At 62.1% G+C, this 19,107-nt stretch carries 16 protein-coding genes; 10 read left to right on the top strand and 6 right to left on the bottom strand.

The window, feature by feature from the left end; translation table 11 throughout:
* The first annotated feature begins 393 nt into the window (after window positions 1-393).
* The 5 genes from IFT47_RS18745 to IFT47_RS18725 are packed head-to-tail and all read left to right on the top strand — an operon-like array spanning window position 394 to window position 6,938.
* A complete protein-coding gene (locus IFT47_RS18745) occupies window positions 394-2,079 on the top strand; it encodes an ABC transporter substrate-binding protein (RefSeq protein ID WP_192173627.1) in 1,686 nt (561 codons plus the stop codon).
* On the top strand, window positions 2,076-3,113 hold the full coding sequence (locus IFT47_RS18740; protein WP_244655980.1) for an ABC transporter permease: 1,038 nt from the start codon (window positions 2,076-2,078) through the stop codon (window positions 3,111-3,113). The genes IFT47_RS18745 and IFT47_RS18740 overlap by 4 nt, the downstream gene beginning before the upstream one ends.
* Window positions 3,113-3,976, top strand: coding sequence for an ABC transporter permease (locus IFT47_RS18735; protein WP_192173628.1), 864 nt, complete (start codon window positions 3,113-3,115; stop codon window positions 3,974-3,976). Before IFT47_RS18740 ends, IFT47_RS18735 begins: the two co-directional genes overlap by 1 nt.
* Window positions 3,973-5,703 carry a dipeptide ABC transporter ATP-binding protein gene (locus IFT47_RS18730; protein ID WP_192173629.1) on the top strand — a complete coding sequence of 577 codons (1,731 nt, stop codon included), beginning with the start codon at window positions 3,973-3,975 and terminating at the stop codon, window positions 5,701-5,703. Before IFT47_RS18735 ends, IFT47_RS18730 begins: the two co-directional genes overlap by 4 nt.
* 26 nt (window positions 5,704-5,729) lie before the next feature.
* Window positions 5,730-6,938, top strand: a complete 1,209-nt coding sequence (locus IFT47_RS18725) for an acyl-CoA dehydrogenase family protein (protein ID WP_192173630.1) — start codon at window positions 5,730-5,732, stop codon at window positions 6,936-6,938.
* 877 nt (window positions 6,939-7,815) lie between these two features.
* On the opposite strand, the gene IFT47_RS18720 is transcribed toward IFT47_RS18725, so the two are convergent.
* From IFT47_RS18720 to IFT47_RS18710, 3 genes are all read right to left on the bottom strand, one after another.
* The gene (locus IFT47_RS18720; protein WP_192173631.1) at window positions 7,816-8,217 is read right to left on the bottom strand and encodes an ExbD/TolR family protein; all 402 of its coding nucleotides are present in this window, start codon (window positions 8,215-8,217) and stop codon (window positions 7,816-7,818) included.
* Between the two features lies 1 nt (window position 8,218).
* Window positions 8,219-8,956: a MotA/TolQ/ExbB proton channel family protein gene (locus tag IFT47_RS18715; protein ID WP_192173632.1), complete on the bottom strand. Its 738-nt coding sequence runs from the start codon at window positions 8,954-8,956 to the stop codon at window positions 8,219-8,221.
* 94 nt (window positions 8,957-9,050) lie between these two features.
* The gene (locus IFT47_RS18710; protein WP_192173633.1) at window positions 9,051-9,878 is read right to left on the bottom strand and encodes an energy transducer TonB; all 828 of its coding nucleotides are present in this window, start codon (window positions 9,876-9,878) and stop codon (window positions 9,051-9,053) included.
* Between the two features lie 549 nt (window positions 9,879-10,427).
* Between IFT47_RS18710 and IFT47_RS18705 the strand changes: the two genes are divergently transcribed.
* The 4 genes from IFT47_RS18705 to IFT47_RS18690 all read left to right on the top strand — a co-directional run bounded on the left by IFT47_RS18705 (window position 10,428) and on the right by IFT47_RS18690 (window position 14,949).
* Complete coding sequence (locus IFT47_RS18705) at window positions 10,428-12,473, top strand: TonB-dependent receptor family protein (protein WP_192173634.1); 2,046 nt, start codon at window positions 10,428-10,430, stop codon at window positions 12,471-12,473.
* A gap of 69 nt (window positions 12,474-12,542) precedes the next feature.
* On the top strand, window positions 12,543-13,142 hold the full coding sequence (locus IFT47_RS18700) for a histidine phosphatase family protein (protein WP_192173635.1): 600 nt from the start codon (window positions 12,543-12,545) through the stop codon (window positions 13,140-13,142).
* 209 nt (window positions 13,143-13,351) lie between these two features.
* Window positions 13,352-13,798: an NUDIX hydrolase gene (locus tag IFT47_RS18695; RefSeq protein ID WP_192173636.1), complete on the top strand. Its 447-nt coding sequence runs from the start codon at window positions 13,352-13,354 to the stop codon at window positions 13,796-13,798.
* Between the two features lie 110 nt (window positions 13,799-13,908).
* A complete protein-coding gene (locus IFT47_RS18690) occupies window positions 13,909-14,949 on the top strand; it encodes an alpha/beta fold hydrolase (RefSeq protein WP_192173637.1) in 1,041 nt (346 codons plus the stop codon).
* A gap of 87 nt (window positions 14,950-15,036) precedes the next feature.
* Here IFT47_RS18690 and IFT47_RS18685 read toward each other — a convergent pair whose 3' ends face one another.
* Window positions 15,037-16,206 (bottom strand): mandelate racemase/muconate lactonizing enzyme family protein, encoded by a 1,170-nt coding sequence (locus IFT47_RS18685; protein ID WP_192173638.1) that lies wholly within the window; start codon window positions 16,204-16,206, stop codon window positions 15,037-15,039.
* 112 nt (window positions 16,207-16,318) lie between these two features.
* On the opposite strand from IFT47_RS18685, the gene IFT47_RS18680 reads away from it, so the two are divergent.
* Window positions 16,319-17,227: a LysR family transcriptional regulator gene (locus tag IFT47_RS18680; protein WP_192173639.1), complete on the top strand. Its 909-nt coding sequence runs from the start codon at window positions 16,319-16,321 to the stop codon at window positions 17,225-17,227.
* Window positions 17,228-17,349: 122 nt separating this feature from the next.
* On the opposite strand, the gene IFT47_RS18675 is transcribed toward IFT47_RS18680, so the two are convergent.
* Together IFT47_RS18675 and IFT47_RS18670 are read right to left on the bottom strand one after the other, a co-directional pair.
* Window positions 17,350-17,742, bottom strand: a complete 393-nt coding sequence (locus IFT47_RS18675) for a hypothetical protein (RefSeq protein WP_192173640.1) — start codon at window positions 17,740-17,742, stop codon at window positions 17,350-17,352.
* 39 nt (window positions 17,743-17,781) lie between these two features.
* A complete protein-coding gene (locus tag IFT47_RS18670; protein WP_192173641.1) occupies window positions 17,782-18,696 on the bottom strand; it encodes a LysR family transcriptional regulator in 915 nt (304 codons plus the stop codon).
* Between the last annotated feature and the right edge of the window lie 411 nt (window positions 18,697-19,107).

The following is a 19,107-nucleotide window of genomic DNA, read 5'->3' as shown; positions in this document are numbered from 1 at the left end:
TTCGCGGAGTGGGCCGAGCGGCATGGATGCCGCGAGAGCCGCCCCCCGCCATGGATGGCGGCGGGCCCACGGAGCGGGACCGGAGTGAAGGAACCCTGAGGAACGAAGGGCCCAACCAGGAGCAAGCACCCTTGGTTACTTGGGGATGGTGCGACTTTCGACTTTTCCAAGTAACTCGCCGAAGGCGAAACGGTCTGCCCCCAGGCAGACGCTTTTGATCTTGATCTCGCGGCGCAGCCAAAAAAAGAGCCGAGCTGTTGCCCCACCAACACCCGCCACACAAATTGCCCCGCCAGCAACCCGAAACCCGCCTGACACACCGCATTTACCGCTGGAAAAACCCGGCATGCCTTGTGCAATGACCCTGATCCCGGACCAAAGGCATCAGGACCCATGCGAGAACGCGCCCCCACATTGCGACTGCCCGACCCTCGGCCCCGGTCGTGGACCCAACCCACCGCCATCCTCGGCGTGGCCACCCTCTGCAGCCTCATGCTCGGCTGCGGACAAAGCACCTCCACCGTCACCCGCAGCGAACAACCCGTCAAAGGCGGCACACTCGTCTATGCCACCGACCGCGAACCGACCTGCCTCGACCCCCACGTCGCCGGCGACATGCCCCAAGTGTTCATCGGCCAACAGTACCTCGACTCACTCGTCTCCATGGACGCCGAAGGCCGCATCGGCCCCTGGCTTGCGAAAAGCTGGGAAATCTCCGACGACGGCCTGACCTACACCTTCCACCTGCGCAACGACGTGCACTTTACCGACGGCACCCCGTTCAACGCAGCCGCGGTCAAAGCCAACCTCGACCACATGGCCAATCCCAAAACCCAGTCCAGTACAGCGGGCGGCTACATTCGCCAATACCGCAGCACCGACGTGATCGACGCCGACACCGCCGTCGTCCACCTCGCGACGCCCTATGCCGCCTTCCTCGAAGTGCTCGCACAGGGCTTCCTCGGCATCGAATCCCCGACGGCCCTTCAGCGCCCCCGTGACACCAACTGCGAAAGCCCGGTCGGCAGCGGCCCCTTCAAAATCGTTCGCTGGGACCGCCAGAGCCAGGTCGAACTGGTGCGCAACCCCGACTACAACTGGGCGCCGCCCACCGCCAAACATCAGGGCCCGGCCTGGCTGGACCGCGTGGTCTGGAAATTCATCCAGGAGCCCTCGGTGCGCTTCGCCTCGCTGCAGGCCGGTGAAGTTGACGTCATCGAGGCGCTGCCCCCGGAATCCCATGAAGCGGCCCGACGCAATCCCGACCTGCAACTGATCATCGCCCAGCGCCCCGGCAACCCCACCAACGGCACGCTGAACATCACCCGCGCGCCGTTCAACGACCTCAAGGTGCGCGAAGCGTTCGTGCGCAGCGCCGACATCGATGGCGCCCTGAAAAGTGTGTACTTCAATGAATTCCCTCGCGCAGGCGGACCCTTGAGCCCGGCCACCCGCTTCTACAGCCCGGACTTCCAGCACGCCCAGGATTACGACCCTGCCAGGGCTGCACAACTGCTCGATCAGGCCGGCTGGACCCAACGGGACAGCGACGGCTATCGGACGAAGGAGGGCAAGCGCCTGCAAGTTCACGTGGTCATGGGCAACCGCACGCCACCCTCCGAATACACCCTATGGGAACAGGTCCAGGCGACCACGCGGCAAGCCGGCTTCGAGCTGATCATCGACCAGATGAGCGACGTGCAGGCGACCAAGCGCCAGGCCGATTGGGACTACGACATTCGCCTCGGCTACTGGAACACCAACACCGCCGACGTACTGCGCATCATCTTCGGCAGCGAGTTCATTCGTCCCGCAGGGGTGGGTGGCTACCACCAGAACACCGCCGGCTTCAGCGACCCGGCGTTCGACTCGCTGGTGCAGCAGGCCCTCGCCACCCAGGACGCCGAGCAGCGGCGGGCGCTGTATTACAAGGCGCAACAGATTGCCTCCCGCCAATACCTGCAACTGACCACGTACCCGCAGAGCACTCGACTGGGCATCTACAAAACCACCCAGGGCGTGCGGCTGGAAACCTCGCTGGCGGTGACTTACCTCTATGACGCATGGGTGAACAAATGACCAATACAGCGTCGAGCAACGGGCTGACCAACGCGTTGGACAACAACCCTGAGGCCGCCCCTCAGACGCCGTCCGCGAACCCGCGTCGCGAGCGATTGCAGCGGCTGGGCAAGCGCGCGTTGTGGCGCCTGGCGGGCGGGATTCTGGTGCTGTGGGCGGTCGCGACATTGACCTTCTTCGCCTTGCGCCTGATGCCCGGCGATCCGGTGCTGGCGATCCTCGGTGGACCGAGTGGCAACCCGACCGCCGAAACCATCGCCGAGGCCACCCGCGAATACGGCCTGGATAAACCGCTGGCCGTGCAATACGCGCTGTACCTCGGGCGGCTGGTGCAAGGTGATCTGGGGATGTCCTATTCCCAGCATCTGCCGGTGACCCGCGTGCTCGCCGAGCAATCCTGGCCGACGCTGGAACTGACCTTCACCTCCCTGGCGCTGGCGTGGCTGCTGGTGCTGGCGTTGACGGTGCTCACCGCCGGGCGCCGCCGCTGGGTTAGCACCCTCGCGTCGCTGGCAGAAACGGTATCCGCCGCGCTGCCGCATTTCTGGCTGGGGATTCTGCTGCTGGCCGTGTTCGCGTTTGGCTTGCGGCTGTTTCCGCCGGCGGGCAGTGACGGCTGGCGGACACTGGTGCTGCCGTCTTTCGCATTGGCGATTCCGCTGGCCGGTTTCATCGCCCAGGTCACCCGCGAATCCCTGGACCTGACCCTTGAACAACCCTTCGTGTTGACCGCCAGAACCCGCGGGCTGAGCGACTTCAACGTGCGCTTCAAACACGCGCTGCGTCATGCCGTGCTGCCGGGCATCTCGCTGTCAGGCTGGGCCATCGGCGCGCTGATCAGCGGCGCCGTGGTGATCGAGGTGATCTTCTCCCGCAAGGGCCTCGGACGTCAGTTGTACCAGGCCGTGCAAGCCCAGGACCTGCCGCTGACCATCGGCATCAGCCTGGTGGTGGCCGCCGGTTATGTGCTGGCCAACATTCTGGTCGACCTGCTTTACCAATGGGTCGACCCTCGCCAACAGGAGAACCCGTGATGAGCGACCTGATTCTCGACACGCCGCTGCCCGCGATCCGGGTCCAGCGCACGCCGCGCACCTGGCGAATCGGCCCGTCGCTGGCCCTGGCCTTTTTGCTGCTGGTCATCCTCGCCGCCCTGGCGCCACAGTGGTTCGCCCACAGCGATCCGCTGGCGATCGTGCCGCGCGATGCGTTTCATCCACCGGGCTGGGCGCACTGGTTCGGCACCGACCAATCGGGGCGGGACATTTTTTCCCGAGTGATCTACGGCACGCGCCAGTCGCTGTTCATCGGCCTGGCAGCGACCGCCATTGCCATTAGCATCGCCATCGTTCTCGGCCTGCTCGGCGGATTGGGTGGCGCACGGGTCGACCGCGCCGTGGGCTGGGTGCTTGAAATGCTGTTTGCCTTTCCCAGTCTGATTCTGGCGCTGCTGTTCGTGGCGATTTTTGGCAGCGGCATCGGCCCGCTCATCGTTGCCACCGGTCTGGGCGGCGCCCCCGGTTATGCGCGCATGGTCCGCGGCCAGGTGCTGGCGGTGCGCAATGCCGGCTACATCGAATCGGCGAAGGCCCTCGGCCATCCACCACTGCGCATCATCACCCGGCAACTATTGCCCAACGCCATGCGGCCGCTGATCGTGACCCTGACCATGGGCGTCGGTCAGGCCATCGTCTGGGCGTCGGCGCTGAGCTTCCTCGGCCTCGGCGCGCGTCCACCGGCGCCGGAATGGGGAACCATGTTGTCGATGGGCCGCGACTTTATCGCCAACGCGTGGTGGCTGACGTTTTTCCCCGGCTTGTTCATCGTCCTCACCACGCTGTCGACCACGGTCGCCGGTCGTTACCTGCAACAACGTCTGGAGGGCCGACTGTCATGAGCGAGCCGAAACGTTTGATCGTCGAAGGCCTGTCCATCGAATTCGCCGGGCAGTCGGTGGTGCGTGATCTGTCGTTCACCCTGGAACCGGGCAAGACTCTCGCGCTGGTCGGCGAATCCGGCTCGGGCAAGAGCGTGACGGCGCGCAGCCTGATCGGCCTGGCGGGCGAGGGCGCGCGGGTCACGGCGCGCCGGCTGAGTTATGCCGGACGTGATCTGCTGGCGCTGTCGGAGCGCGGATGGCGTGACTTGCGCGGCCGGGAAATCGGTTTCGTGCTGCAGGATGCGCTGGTGTCCCTGGACCCGTTGCGCCCGGTGGGCAAGGAGATTCTCGAAGTGCTGCAGACCCATGGCTGGGGCGATCGCGTCAGCCGGGGCGAGCGGGTTATCGAATTGCTGGAGACCGTCGGCGTGCCCGAGCCACGGCTGCGCGCACGGCAGCGGCCTGACCAGCTTTCCGGAGGATTACGTCAGCGCGCGCTGATTGCCAGTGCCTTGGCGATGAATCCCGGACTGGTGATTGCCGACGAGCCGACCACCGCGCTGGACGCCACGGTGCAGGCGCAGATCCTCGACGTCCTGCAACATATCCGCCAACGCGGCGACTCGCTGTTGATCATCAGCCATGACCTGGCCGTGGTTGCGCAACTGGCCGATGAGGTGCTGGTGCTGCGCCACGGCGAAGTGGTCGAGCAGGGGCCGATGGAGCAAGTGCTGCGCAACCCGCGTCATGCCTACACCCGCTCATTGCTGGATGCCGTGCCCGCCGAACATGCGCGCGGGACGCGGCTTTCATCGGCGCAGGGTGGGTCGGGGCAGGGTGCGTCAGCGCTGCAGGCTCGGGCGGGGGTGGATTCTCCGGTGTTGCTCAAGGCTACCGGGCTGGGCAAGCGCTACGTCGGCCCCGATCAACAGGTGCGGCAGGTCGTCGATGGCGTCAGCTTCGAGCTGCGTGCGGGCCGCACCCTAGGCATCGTCGGCGAGTCCGGTTCCGGCAAGACCACTGTGGCGCGCATTGTGCTGGGCCTGTTGGAGCCCGATGCCGGCGCGGTGCAGTTTCTCAATGTGCCGTGGACGGGGGCGGGCAGCGGGCGCGTCGAGGAGAAAACCCGGCGCCTGCATCGGCGCGACATCAGCGTGATTTATCAAGACCCCCTCAGCTCGTTCGACCCGCGCTGGAGCGTCGGCCAGATTCTCGCCGACGCCCTGGATGTGGCCGGCATGCCGTTCGAGCAACAGCGCGCGCGGATTGCCCAGCTGCTTCATGAAGTTCGTCTTCCGGTTGAGCTGTCGAGCCGTCGGCCGTTGCAGTTGTCCGGCGGACAGCGTCAGCGCGTGGCCATCGCCCGGGCCATCGCCAGCAACCCGAAAGTGATCATCTGCGACGAGCCTGTCTCGGCGCTGGACGTGTCCGTCCAGGCCCAGGTGCTCGATCTGCTGGCGGATCTTCAGGCGTCGCTGGGCCTGGCGTATCTATTCATTTCCCATGATCTGGGGGTCATTCGCCACGTCAGCGATGAAGTGCTGGTCATGCGTCACGGCCAGGTGGTGGAGCGCGCGCCGGTCGAGACGCTCTTCGACAGCCCCCGACACGAATACACCCGACGCCTGCTGGGTGCGGTTCCGCGTCTGCCCGGTACCGGCGCCACACTGGTGGTGCCGCCGCTGGAACCGGAAAGCGCGGTGCTGCTGTTTGATGAATCCCGGCTGTGGAAAATCGCCATTTAGGTTCGAATTCAGAACAAGGATCTGCCATGAGTACGTTGTCTGCTGTACCCAAACCTGCGGTCGTCACCGTCGCAGAACTCAACGCGCGACTGGACCGCCTGCTGCCGGACATCGCCGCAGGGGCGGCCCGGCGCGAACGTGATCGGCAATTGCCCTATGAGGCCGTCGCGCAGATTGCCAAGGCTGGTGTGTTCACTGCGCGCATTCCCGTGCGCTTCGGTGGCGCCGGGGCGACGGTCAGGGAAGTCATCGCGCTGCTGATCCGCATCGCGTCCGCTGATTCCAACGTGGCCCAGGCGTTGCGCCCCGGATTCGGCTTTGTCGAAGGCCTGCTGGCCTCCCGGGCTGAAGACGCCGAGGCTGAGCGCGAGCGCTGGTTTGCCCGCTACCTGCAGGGCGCGGTGGTGGGCAATGCCGGCTGGGAAGTGGGCGGCGTCAACGGCGCGATCAGCGCGCGTATCGTCCGCGATGGCGACGATTACCGGGCGAGCGGCAGCAAGTATTACAGCACCGGTTCGCTGTACGCCGACTGGGTCAGCGCGGTGGCGCTGGATGAGAACGATCAGCCGGTGTCATTCATCCTGCCTCGCGACCGTCAGGGCCTGGAGTTGGTCGATGACTTCGACGCCATGGGCCAACGCCTGACGGCCAGTGGCACCACGCATTTGCACGATGTGCAGGTCAAGGCGGAGGAGATTCGCACCCGCACGGTGGAGGAGGGCAAACGCACCATCGTTACGCCGTTTCTGCAGGTGTTCCTGGCGGCGGTCAACGCCGGCATCGCGCGCAATGCCTTGAACGACGCGGTGAGTTTCGCCCGGGACCACGCACGGCCGATCAAGCACAGCACGGCAACGCGCTCGGTGGATGATCCTTACGTCGAGCTGAGCGTCGGCGACATTGCGGCCCGCGCCTTTACGGCGGAAGCGGTGGTATTGCACGCCGCCGCCTCGATCGACCGGGCGTGGGCCGCCGAGCTGGACGCGGTGGCGGTGGATCAAGCCGCCGTTGATGTGGCTCAGGCGCAGTACATGGCTGCCGAGTCAGCCTTGAAAGCGGCAGAGCTGGTGTTCGATGTAGGCGGTGCTTCGACGACGGGGCGGGCGCACAATCTGGATCGTCACTGGCGCAACGCGCGCACGGTGTCCAATCACAATCCGCGGCAGTGGAAGGCGGCGGCGGTGGGGGCCTGGCAGCTCAAGGGGACACCGCCGCCGACGTCCGGGTTGTTTTAAAGGCGGTAAACGCGAGATCAAGATCAAGATCCAGATCTTTAAGATCAAGAGCGTCTGCCTGGGGGCAGACTGTTTCGCCTTCGGCGAGTTACTTGATAAAGCCCCAAGTAACCAAGGGCTTGTGCTCCTGGTTGGGCCCTTCCTTCGTCAGGGTTCCTTCACTCCGGTCTCGCTCCGTGGGCCCGCGCCGAACAGACATCCATGTCCTGACGGCGCTCTCGCCGCATCCATGCGGCTCGGCCCACGGAGCGAGACCTGCGTTCAGCCTGCACCCAAGTCGCGATTCGTGTCGTCTGGACTTTTTGTGGAGGAAGATCAAAAGCAACGGCAACGGCAACGGCTGAAGCCGGTCCTACGGTCGGAGCCAATCCCACTGGATGCATGCGCTGCTGCTAGTGGGACCGGCTTTAGCCGGGAAGAGGCCAGCTCAGGCGCCAATAATTTTGCTGATCTCACACCCATCCTGTGGGAGCGAGCTTGCTCGCGAATGCTTTATCTCAAACACCAGATATGTGTTGGATGTACCGACCCCTTCGTGAGCAAGCTCACTCCCACAAGTCCTTGGCGCTTGACCCGCCCTTGATCTGCCTTTGATCTTCATACGCACAAAGCCCAGACGACGCCAATCGCGACTTTGGTGCAGGCCGAACGCAGACGACGCGGAGTGGGCCGAGCGGCATGGATGCCGCGAGAGCGCCGTCAGGACATGGATGTCCGTTCGGCGCGGGCCCACGGAGCGTCGTCGGAGTGAGGGAACCCGACGAAGTCGGGCCAAACCGAGAGCAGGCACTTTTGGTTACTTTTAGTGCTTTTTAAAAGTAACTCGCCGAAGGCGAAACGTCTGCCCCCAGGCAGACGCTCTTGATCTTCTAAACAGTCATTTAGCCGTAATCACCGAAAGCTTGGTGATCCCGGCCTTCTCGATCGAGGCCATTGCCCGCGCCACTTCGCCGTAATTCACGCCGTTGTCGGCCTGCAACTGCACGCGCACGTCGGCGTTCTTGTCCTTGGCCGCCCTGAGGTTGCTTTCCAGCAGATCCGCCTGAATCTCGTCCTTGTTGATGAACAGCTTGCCCTTGTCGTCGATGCTCACCACCAGCGGGTCCTTTTGCTCCACCGGCGCCACCGCTTCGGTTTTCGGCAGGTTGATCGGGATGGAATTGGTCAACAGCGGCGCCGTCACGATGAATACCACCAACAGCACCAGCATCACGTCCACCAGCGGCGTGACGTTGATTTCGCTCAGCACTTCGTCATTGTCTTGTGTGGAAAAAGCCATCTCAGGACGCCTCCTTCACTTTCTGGCCGGCAGCCGTTGTGCCAGCCGCGGCGCCCGATTTGTTCAGCACCGGATGCAGCAACACGCGGAACGAATGCTTCTGCGCCAGGCTGTAGAAGTCGTGGGCAAAGTCGTCCAGGTCAGCGGCGGTCAGCTTCAGGCGACGCAGGTAATAGTTGTAAACCAGCACCGCCGGTACGGCGACGGCGATACCGACGCCGGTGGCCACCAGTGCGGCGCCAATCGGACCGGCCACGGTTTCAAGGCTGGCCGACCCTGCCGCACTGATGCCTTTGAGCGCTGACATGATCCCCCACACCGTTCCGAACAGACCAATGAAAGGCGATGTGCTGCCGATACTGGCAAGGATGGCCAGGCCGGTTTCAAGCGACCGCCGCTCGCGCACGATTTGCTGACGCAGGGCGCGTTCGAGTCGATCCTGATGGTTGATCGCCTGGCTCAAATCAGCGGCGTGGCCACCTTCCGGCACTTGAATCGCCGCGTAACCGGCCAGGGCGACGCGGGCGGCGGCACCCGGCCGGGTCTGCGCGAGCTCAGCGGCCGAGTCCAGGCTCGAGGCTGCCCAGAATTGCTTGTGGAATTTTCGGTCCTGCGCCTTGAGGCGAGCAAACTGCACGCCCTTGAGCAGGGCCAGGCTCCAGGTGGCGACGGAGAAGAGGATCAGCACCCAGATGACGGCGTGTTCGATGGAATCGAAAGGTGAGGCGATAAGGTTCATGTGCGGCTCCAACAAGGCAAATAAGCAAGGCAAAAAGGGGTTAAGCGATGCGCCTTTTGTCAGGTAGCCCGCGATGTTGCGACCAGGTGGTCGATCACCTGATCTTGAAGTCGATGGGCACGCTGACCCAGCCATCGATGGGGTCATTGCCCCGTTTGGCCGGGACGAAACTCCAGCGTTTCACGGCCGCCTGAGCGGCATCGTCAAGTTGCTCATGACCGCTGCTTTTCTGCACCTGGATCTCACTCGGTTTACCGCTGCCCAGCACGTGGACCCGCAGTAATACGGTGCCTTCCCAGTTGCGGCGCATGGCCAGGGTCGGGTATTCCGGCGCAGGGTTGTGCAGGTAACCGGCATTGGCCGAAGCCGGTGTGACCGGTGCAGGCGCGGGTGGCGCAGGCGGTGCGGGCGCGGCCACCGGTTGCGGTGGAGTCGGCGGTGCAGGTGGCTGCTCCACTGGTTTGGCGACAGGTTTGGGCACCGGTTTGGCGACCGGCTTGGGCTTGGGCTTGGGTTTCGGGACGGGCTTGGGCGGCGGCGGTTTCACGGCCAGTTCGTCTTCTACCGGTGGCGGTGGCTCCTCCACGGGTTGCGCGACGGGCTCGGGAGGGGGCGGTGGCGTCTCGACAACCGGAGGGGCAGGCTGTGAAAACTCGATGGTCATCGGCGGGATTTCCGGCGGGACCACGGGCAGGGTGGCGGCGGGCGAACTGTTGATCCAGTAGATCACCGCACCGTGCAACACCAGGGCGAAGACGCCCAGCAGCACTGCTTCGCGACGGGTCAATATCTGCCGGGGCGTGGTCTGCAGACGCGACAGCGCCAAAGGGCCTCGGTAAACCCGGCCCAGGTCGAGCAACTCCCCGCCCGGCGCCTGGCGCCAAAGCACATTCAGTGCGTTGGCGGATTGGGCATTGGCCATTGATTAACTCCCAGCTGTTTAACGTAACAATGCGGAACCGAAGTTCCTTGATCCTGTTGATGCCGGTGCCACGTGCACCGGCTTAGTTCAGGGAGCAAGAGCCATACCAAGTGTCCATCCGCCGCAAAATGACCGGTCTAGAGCGTTGCACGACAATTGCTGTTGTGCCATCAGCATTGTTTTGTCGATCAGGTGTTGCGTCAGAAACAGTAGAGGTTATGAGGCGCTTTCATCCGGTTATAGGGGTTTTTCGGGGGGAAGTCATAAACAGGGGTGCAACACCTTTATATGCCTGGCAAGTGTTGGTCACCCGACAGAGTTGCAGCAAAGTGTCGCCTGCCCAACGTTTTAGATAGTAAACGCCGGATAAACAGGGCCAATAACACGTGGCATGAACTCTGCAAAGTCACTGCCGAGCGCGACTATACGAATAGATGCTCCCACTGACATTTAACTGCGGAGACTCTTGTTTTGACACAGCACTCTTTTAATACGCGCGCTCGGCGCTTCGATCCCTTGGCAACGGCGTCCAGTCTGGGCGTCCTGTTAATGCTGGTCCACGGACCATTGTTCGCCACTGAGGGTGACGCCGAGGGTTCCCAAGACCCGCGACTGGCGACCGTGACGGTGACCGGCGCGGCGGCAAGCGAAGCGCAGAAGGCGGAGCAGCAACTGGCGAACGTACCCGGCAAGACGGCCGTCATCGATAACCACGAGATTGAAAAAGGCCGCGCTTCCAACGCCGAAGATGTACTGGCCTTGCAGCCCGGTGTATTCGCCCAGGCCACCAGCGGGTCAGCGGCCAACAAGATCTCTATCCGAGGGTCAGGACTGAACACCTTCTATCAAGGCTATGTGCTGGGCATCAAGTTTCTGTTCGACGGCCTGCCGCTGACCGGCCCCGGCGGTACTCAGGAAGACATGCTCGACATGGCCGGTGTTGACCACACGGAAGTGTTATACGGCGCCAACGCCTTTAACTATTCGGCGTTATCGCTGGGCGGGGCGATCAACTTCGTCAGCAAGACCGGCCGCACCGACCCCGGCAGTTACGCGCGCTTCGAAGCCGGAAGTTATGGCTATCGCAAGCAGGTATTAAGCACCGGCGGCGTAGAAGGTAACGCTGATTATTACGTCAGCCTGCAACATAACGAGCGTGATGGTTATCAGGACGACACGGCGAATAAAGGGCAGGGCATCGTCGCCAACTTCGGTTATGTGTTCAATCCCAAGCTGGGAACCCGGTTCTTCCTGCGTTATCGAGAGGAGACCCTCAGCCAGGGCAACACGCTGACGAAGTACCAGATCAAACACGACCCGAAAAGCAACGCCGTGCCATTCGGTCGCAAGAAGGACGGCACGACACTGCTTGGCAGCAAAACCACTTACACCTTCGACGACAATGCCAAGCTGGAAGTCGGCCTGGGCTACAACGATTACCCGCTCTATAACGGCTGGCGCTACTCGGCGACGCCCCAGGACTGGCGCTCGAAGGACATCAACCTGACCTTGCGATACCTGCGCACAGGCGACACTTTTCTGGGTTTGAACAGCGACAGCACCGCCACCTTCAGCACCACCCAGGCGTACCTCGCCGACGTCAAATCCCACAGCAAGGCGACCGGGACCAAACAGCAGGAAGCGAACTATACCGGCTCGCGTGACACGGTTTTCTCGCTGGGCAACGAGCTGCAGTTGACAGATGACCTCTGGCTGTCGACCGGGCTGTCGTTCATCGACATCAAGCGCAAGGCGGAAATCGAATACACCACCGGGGTCAATACCACCGCGTTTCCCAACGGCGTCGAATACCAAGAGCATGACCTCGCGCCGCGTATTGGCCTGCGCTACAAAATCTCCCCCGAATTCGAGCTGTTCGGCAACGTCAGCCGTTCCATTGACCCACCCGTGACCTGGCAACTGGGCAGCACCGGGACGCCCTACATCCAGGACGTCCGGCCGCAGAAGGCCAACACGGTTGAGCTGGGCATTCGAGGAGCGCACGGGATTTTCGACGGCAGCCTGACGCTGTATCGCTCGTGGGTGCAGAAGGAGTTGCTGTCGGTGGTGGTGCGTCAGGCCACCGCGACGCAGGACCCGTTGATCGCCACCTCAAACGGCAGCGGCACGATTCATCAAGGCATCGAGGCCGGTCTGAACGCGTTGTTGTGGGAAGGACAGGGTGACACCCTCACCTTGCGTCAGGCGTTCACGTACAACGATTTCCATTACCGCAATGACGCGACTTTCGGCGACAACGAGCTGCCGGGTCTGCCGCGTCAGGTCTACCAGGCCGCACTCGAATATCGGCAGGCCAGCGGTTTCTATGCCGAAGTCAACGCGCGTTCTGCTTCCAGCTACTACGTCGATTTCGCCAATTCGTTGCATGCGCCTTCCTATACGCTGTGGGGGGCGAAAGTAGGGTATGAAGCGCCAGGCCGGAAATGGGAGGTGTTCGTCGATGCCCGCAACCTGACCAACGAGCGCTATGCCACAGCGTCCAACACGGCGTACGACGCACGAGGGCAAGACTCGGCCAACTTCTACGTTGGTGATCCGATCAACGTGACCACGGGTGTTTCTTACCGCTTCTGATCCGGTCACGCCGGCCTGCCATCCGGCGGGCCATCATCGGAATCTGCCGCCATCGACGGGAGACATTGCATGCGCTTATACGTCGTACGTCACGGCCAGACCCAGGCCAACGCCGAACACCGTTACCTCGGCGCCCTCGATCCCGGCCTGACTGCGACCGGTCGCGAACAGGCGGCGGCGTTGCGTCTGGAATGGCCTGACTCGATCCGCCGCATCGTCACCTCGCCCTTGCAGCGCGCCCGGCAGACTGCCGACATTCTCAACTACCGATTGGACCTGCCCTTGCAGGTGATTCCGGCGTTTCGCGAGAGGGATGTCGGCGTGTTCGAGGGCCTGACCCAAGCCGAAGCGCAGGCGCGCTATCCGGAGATGTGGCAGCGCAACATCACGCGCCAGTGGGACAGCGGACCGCCGGGAGGAGAGTCAATCGCGGACGTGGTCAAGCGGGTTCACGACGGTCTGATTGCCCTGATCAGCTTGCCTGCGGCCGAGGATCTTCTGCTGGTGGGCCACGGGTTTGTGGCGAAGACCATTCGGGCGCTGGTGAACCGGGATTTCTCGGACTTTTTCGACTGGCAACTGGGCAATGGACACTGGCTGGTGCTGGAGCATGTCGAGCGGGTTGCCGATTACAGAGTGCCGGTGGCAAGTCCGTTGCCAGGTGCGTGACGGGGCTTACATTTGCGGCGTGACGCCTGACGCTTTCCCGGCTAAAGCCAGTCCTACCGGGATGCACTGGGCTTTTAGTGGGACCGGCTTCAGCCGGGAAGAGGCCGGCATGAGCACCCACACATTTGCAGCGTGACCACTACAACTGACGCTTTCCCGGCTAATGCCGGTCTTATATTAGATTTCAGCATTCACGCACTGGAAACCCCATGTCGCCACCTCGCATTCGAAACATCGCCATCTGCGTCTTCCATCACCAAGGCAAGATCCTCGTCAACGCGTTTCCCGATCCGGTGAAGCAGCAAACGCTGTTTCGTCCTCTGGGCGGCGGCATCGAATTCGGAGAAAGGAGTGCCGATGCTATCGTCCGGGAAATCCGCGAAGAGCTGAATCTCCCCATCCGTAACGTTCGTCTGCTCGGCACCCTGGAAAGCCTGTTCACCTACCTCGGTAACCCCGGCCATGAAGTGGTTCAGGTGTATGACGCCGAATTCGCAGACCCTGAACTCTACGAACAAAACGGCCTGGAAGGGCAGGAGGGTAATGGTGAAAGATTCACCGCCGTGTGGTTGGACAGCGTCGAGTTGAGTCATGACGGCGTGCTGGTGCCGGAAGGATTGCATGAGTTGCTGCGATCGCTGTCGTTGCTAGCCTGACCTCTACCAGCATTGCAAAAATCGCAATGGTGAGTTGAGTTTCCTGGTGATTCACGACCGTTGCAGCAGTCAATAGGATTCAGCATGAACTCACTCATGCAGGTCTCCTTATGACTACTTTCGATTCGGCCAACGCCTCGAACAGCAAACCCGGCGTCAGTCGCCGCGGCATCTTGCAAGCGTCTGCGGTTGGAGCAGTGTCTGCGTTGGCTGCTTCACTCGTGAGCGCTGCACCCGCCAGCGCACGTCCTTCTGCCCGGCACAGTAGCGTCGAGTTCGATGATGCCTTCCGGGTCACGTTCCACACGCAAAAGGTCGGCGATGTCGAAGTGTTTTACCGCGAGGTCGGCGCGAAGGATGCGCCAGTGCTCTTGCTGCTCCACGGCTTCCCGACCGCTAGCCATATGTTCCGTAACCTCATGCCGCTCCTGGCCAGCCAATACCGCCTGATTGCCCCGGATTTGCCCGGTTTCGGCAACACCCTGGCACCGCCGCGAGGCCAGTTCGATTACACCTTCGACAACCTCTACAAAGTAGTCGAGGGCTTCACCGAAGCCCTGGGGCTGACTCGATACGCGCTGTACATCTTCGACTACGGGGCGCCCACCGGCCTGCGCCTCGCGGCCGCGAACCCGGAGAAGGTGACGGCAATCATCAGCCAGAACGGCAACGCCTACCTGGAAGGTTTCAGCGATCAGTGGGACCCGTGGCAGGCCTATTGGCGTGATCCTTCGCCAGCCAATCGCGAAGCCTGTCGCCCGTCGCTGTCGCCCAAGACCATCCGCGAGTGGCAATACGGCACCGGTGCTGATCCCGAGAAGCTCTCGCCCGACGGCTACAATCTGGACATTTTTTACATGGCCCGGCCCGGCGCGGACGAAATACAGCTGGACCTGATTCTCGACTACCGCAGCAACGTCGCGGCGTATCCCGCGTTTCAGGGGTATCTGCGCAAGCATCAACCGCCATTGCTGGCGGTGTGGGGCAAGCATGACCCGGCCTTTATCCCGCCGGGTGCCTTAGCGTTTCGCAAGGACATCCCGACTGCCGAAGTGCATTTTCTTGAGACCGGCCACTTCGCCCTGGAGACCCATGCGGCCGAGATTGCGCAGTACATTCGGGATTTCCTGTCGCGAAAGTTGCAGGCGTGAAGATGCCGGTCATGCCACGTCTGAGGTGCAATGACCGGAGCACTTCGCGGATCAGCTGTGGGGCAAGAGGGCTGACGCGATCGTCAATCAGCCTTCACCCAACTCGCGCATCACGGCGTACAAGGCGGACTTCGCTTCAAACCCGACACCCGGGATATCCGGCAGTCCGACGTAGCTGTTTTCCACCTTGATCCCGTCCGCGAAACCGCCGAAGGGCTGAAACACGTCCGGGTACGACTCATTCCCGCCCAGGTGCAAACCGGCGGCGATGTTCAAGGACATCTGGTGACCACCGTGTGGCACCACGCGGCGTGAGGACCAACCCATGTCTTCCATTACTTTCAGGGTGCGCATGTATTCCACCAGTCCGTAGGACAGCGCGCAATCGAACTGCAGGAAGTCGCGGTCAGGGCGCATGCCGCCATGGCGCAGCAGGTTGCGGGCGTCCTGGTGGGAGAACAGGTTTTCACCGGTGGCCATGGGCAGTTCGTAGTGATTGGCGAGCTCGGCCTGAAGCGCGTAATCCAGCGGGTCCCCGACTTCTTCATACCAGAAGAGGTTGTACGGCTTGATGGCTTCGGCATACGCAATGCCGGTTTCCAGATCGAAACGGCCGTTGGCATCGACCGCCAGACGACGCCCGTCACCCACCACCTCCAGCACCGCCTCGATGCGGCGGATGTCTTCGTCCAGTGGCACCGCGCCAATCTTCATTTTTACGACGTCATAACCGCGATCCAGATAGCTCTGCATCTCTGCCTTGAGCTTGGTCTGGTCCTTGCCGGGGTAGTAATAGCCGCCTGCCGCATAGACCCAGACTTTGTCATCGGCCACGCCGTTACGGTAGCGGTCAGCCAGCAGGCGATAGAGCGGTTTGCCATCGATTTTGGCGACTGCGTCCCACACCGCCATGTCGATGGTACCGACGGCGACCGAGCGCTCACCGTGACCGCCCGGCTTTTCGTTGGTCATCAGGGCTTTCCAGATGGCGAACGGGTCCAGGTTATTGTTTTCGTGATCGACAAGGGTGTCGGGGTCCGCTTCGGTGATGCGTGCCAGAAAGCGATCACGCATCAGCGCGCCCTGGCCGTAGCGACCGTTGGAATTAAAGCCATAGCCAATAACCGGTTTGCCGTCACGAATCACGTCGGTGATCACTGCAACGACCGAGCAGGTCATCTTGGAAAAATCGATGTAGGCGTTGGCGATGGGCGAAGCGATGGAGACAGTTTTCTCACGAATGTCGACGATGCGCATGGCGGGTTACTCTTGTTGTTCGTGGTGTTGTTCGTGGCCCAACGTTAGGCTTTGCGGCGCGACCTGCCCAATGCTATTAATGCCGCACCCTATGCACAGGAGGCATGGCCCCTTGGAACTCGTCTGGCTTGAAGACCTTTCAGCGCTGGCGGAGTACGGCAGCTTCGTCCGTGCCGCTGAAGCACGGCACGTTACCCAGCCGGCCTTTAGCCGCAGGGTTCGCTCGCTGGAGAACTGGATGGGGGTGGAGTTGTTCGTGCGTACACCCCAGGGCGCAACGCTGACGGAAGCTGGCCGGCAGATTTTGCCCAGCGCCCAGGAGGCCGCCCGGCACCTGTACCGGATGCGCAACGAGGCCCAGGAAGTGGCCGGGATGGCAGCGCGGTCACTCAAATTCGCGGCGACGCATTCGCTGTCGTTCACCTTCTTCCCCAAGTGGCTGCGAAGCTCGGAAAATGGCGCGCTCATCGAAGCCGTGCAGCTGCATTCCGACAGCATGGCCGTCTGCGAGCAGATGCTGATCCACGGTCAGGTGCAGTTCATGCTCTGCCATCGCCACCCCGACGTCCCTCCGTTGCTGGCGCCTGATCAGTTCATCAGCAAAAAAGTGGGTGAGGACGTGCTGGTGCCCCTGGCGAGCACATCGACCCGATTCGGCACCGCGCCGGCGGCGTTGCCGTATCTGGCGTACACCCATGAATCCGGGCTGGGACGTATCGTCGCGCACCGACTGCGGGGCAAGGAAGATTACCTTCACCTCAAACCGCTCTTCAGTAGCCACCTTGCCGCGGTGCTCATGTCCATGGCGCTGGAAAGCAAAGGCGTGGCGTGGCTGCCGAAAAGCCTCACCGAACAGGAAGTGCTGGAGGGGCGGTTGGTCAGAGCGCTGGATGAAAGCTGGGATATTCCGCTGGAAATTCACCTGACCCGGCCGAAGGCGCAGTTGAGTCAGGCGGCGGAAGCGTTTTGGGGCGAGGCGGGGAGCGGTGGCGGGCTGGCGTTGGGTGGACGGGCGGGTTGATGCGATCTTCTTTCGAAACCCCTAACCAAGGCTCGAAAATGGTAGCCAGACCAGGAGTAGTACTCGAAAACGTTAATTCGATGGCGTGAAAGTATTCTTACATCTGAAGGCGCCATACCAGTTTATGGTTTAACGCTCAATCTCTTCGGCAGCGAATAGTGCTTGATGCGGCAAGGATAAGCATTACCGTCGCCTTTACAGGTGCCGTCCAGGTACCGGTAATCAAAGCGCACCACTTGCCCTTTCTTAGGCCAGCTTCGGCGTGGAAGTACCGCCTTATAGTCCGACGTTTCCGGCGTAAACATGAGAGTCGTCCCTTGCTCGGGACAGATAACCGTGGCCGTCTTTACGCTTACTTTCAGGATCTCGGCCTGCAACTTGGGAAATGGGTTTGTCACGACATCAGTAATGCGCAACTGCATCCTGCAGATTTGCCACGATGATGCCAGCGCGGGTTGGCACAACAGTGAAAGCATCACAGTAAACAGCACGCAGTAGGGTGCCCGATTTTTCATGGTTGGGATTGCTCTTCAATCAATGTGTCGGGCCATTCATTACAAACTATCCGGATCCCCAAAAAACATCTGAATCCGCGACCTTAACCATCTTTCCCCAGGGTCGTTATCCTGCGAGCCGCGCCAGGCCATGTGCAGCTCAAACGTGCGCGATTCAATCGGCAACTCTTCCGAGCGCACACCACCCGCAGCCGTCAGCACGGCAGCCGCGTAATCCGGCACGGTCGCCACAATGTCGGTCCCGGCAATCAGCGTCGCCAGTCCGTTGAATTGCGGAACCGCCAGCACGACGTGGCGTTTGCGGCCGATTTTTTCCAGGTGTTCGTCGATGAACCCGCCCAGGTCGCCGGCAAAGGACACCAGGGCGTGGGGGCGGGCGCAGAAGTCGTCCAGGGTGATCGGCCCCGGCATGGTGTCGGCGCGCAGCAGTTTGGGTTTGCTGCGGCGCAGCACTTTGCGCTTGGCATTGGCGGGGAGGTCGTCAGTGTAGCTGACGCCGATGGAGATTTCGCCGGAAGACAACAGCGCAGGCATCAGGATGTAGTTGGTGCGGCGCACGACCAGCACGATGCCGGGCGACTCCGAGCGCAGGCGCTTGAGCAGCGAGGGCAGCAGGGCGAACTCGACTTCATCGGACAGGCCGATGCGGAACACTGCCGTGCTGGTGGCCGGGTCGAAGTCGGCGGCGCGGCTGACGGCGGTGGAAATGGAGTCCAGGGCAGGGGACAACAGGCCAAAGATCTCGATGGCCCGCGCCGTGGGCTCCATGCTGCGCCCGGTGCGCACGAACAGCGGATCGTCGAACAGCCCGCGCAATCGCGACAGCGCCGCACTGATCGCCGGCTGACCGAGGAACAGCTTCTCGGCAGCGCGGGTGACGCTGCGTTCGTGCATCAGTGTTTCGAAAACGATGAGCAGATTGAGGTCGACGCGACGCAGGTCGTTGCGATTCATGACGGGGGTCTCGGGGGCATTGGTCGATACATTGGCGGCCCAGACGCGCGCCACGTGTTCAGCTCAGGCAGGGATATTACGGGTAAACACCGGTTGTCTGCATCGTTGAATTTTCCTGCATCCCTGTAAATGAGCTTCCCGTCCTGCCGCCGATAGGCGTCGATGAAACCTTGACGAGTAAAAACACACCAATGCCTACATACTGGCCCTTTGTAATCCGGGGCGACGCAGCCAGCGTGGAACAAGGGATTCATCGATATTTGGCCTCCGGGTTGCAATGTCGCGGTGCGCACCCAACAATGTGCGCCCTGCAGGCCCGGGACGGCCGCTTGAGATTCAGCGCTGCCTGCACCATCAGAATCGATGGCAGGCATGTCGACTATTAATAGCCACTGATAGTGTTACCGGCGG

This window comes from Pseudomonas sp. CFBP 13711, assembly GCF_014842265.1.
Taxonomy (GTDB): Bacteria; Pseudomonadota; Gammaproteobacteria; order Pseudomonadales; family Pseudomonadaceae; genus Aquipseudomonas.
The sequence above is the reverse complement of the archived record's forward strand: the minus strand, read 5'-3'. Positions and strand labels throughout refer to the sequence as shown.

Excerpts from the sequence above, each read along its gene's own strand:
- IFT47_RS18730 (WP_192173629.1), top strand. The coding sequence starts at position 3,973 with ATGAGCGAGCCGAAACGTTTGATCGTCGAAGGCCTGTCCATCGAATTC.
- IFT47_RS18710 (WP_192173633.1), bottom strand. The coding sequence starts at position 9,878 with ATGGCCAATGCCCAATCCGCCAACGCACTGAATGTGCTTTGGCGCCAG.
- IFT47_RS18700 (WP_192173635.1), top strand. The coding sequence starts at position 12,543 with ATGCGCTTATACGTCGTACGTCACGGCCAGACCCAGGCCAACGCCGAA.
- IFT47_RS18715 (WP_192173632.1), bottom strand. The coding sequence starts at position 8,956 with ATGAACCTTATCGCCTCACCTTTCGATTCCATCGAACACGCCGTCATC.
- IFT47_RS18725 (WP_192173630.1), top strand. The coding sequence starts at position 5,730 with ATGAGTACGTTGTCTGCTGTACCCAAACCTGCGGTCGTCACCGTCGCA.
- IFT47_RS18695 (WP_192173636.1), top strand. The coding sequence starts at position 13,352 with ATGTCGCCACCTCGCATTCGAAACATCGCCATCTGCGTCTTCCATCAC.
- IFT47_RS18670 (WP_192173641.1), bottom strand. The coding sequence starts at position 18,696 with ATGAATCGCAACGACCTGCGTCGCGTCGACCTCAATCTGCTCATCGTT.
- IFT47_RS18675 (WP_192173640.1), bottom strand. The coding sequence starts at position 17,742 with ATGAAAAATCGGGCACCCTACTGCGTGCTGTTTACTGTGATGCTTTCA.
- IFT47_RS18735 (WP_192173628.1), top strand. The coding sequence starts at position 3,113 with ATGAGCGACCTGATTCTCGACACGCCGCTGCCCGCGATCCGGGTCCAG.
- IFT47_RS18705 (WP_192173634.1), top strand. The coding sequence starts at position 10,428 with ATGCTGGTCCACGGACCATTGTTCGCCACTGAGGGTGACGCCGAGGGT.
- IFT47_RS18720 (WP_192173631.1), bottom strand. The coding sequence starts at position 8,217 with ATGGCTTTTTCCACACAAGACAATGACGAAGTGCTGAGCGAAATCAAC.
- IFT47_RS18745 (WP_192173627.1), top strand. The coding sequence starts at position 394 with ATGCGAGAACGCGCCCCCACATTGCGACTGCCCGACCCTCGGCCCCGG.
- IFT47_RS18685 (WP_192173638.1), bottom strand. The coding sequence starts at position 16,206 with ATGCGCATCGTCGACATTCGTGAGAAAACTGTCTCCATCGCTTCGCCC.
- IFT47_RS18690 (WP_192173637.1), top strand. The coding sequence starts at position 13,909 with ATGACTACTTTCGATTCGGCCAACGCCTCGAACAGCAAACCCGGCGTC.
- IFT47_RS18740 (WP_244655980.1), top strand. The coding sequence starts at position 2,076 with ATGACCAATACAGCGTCGAGCAACGGGCTGACCAACGCGTTGGACAAC.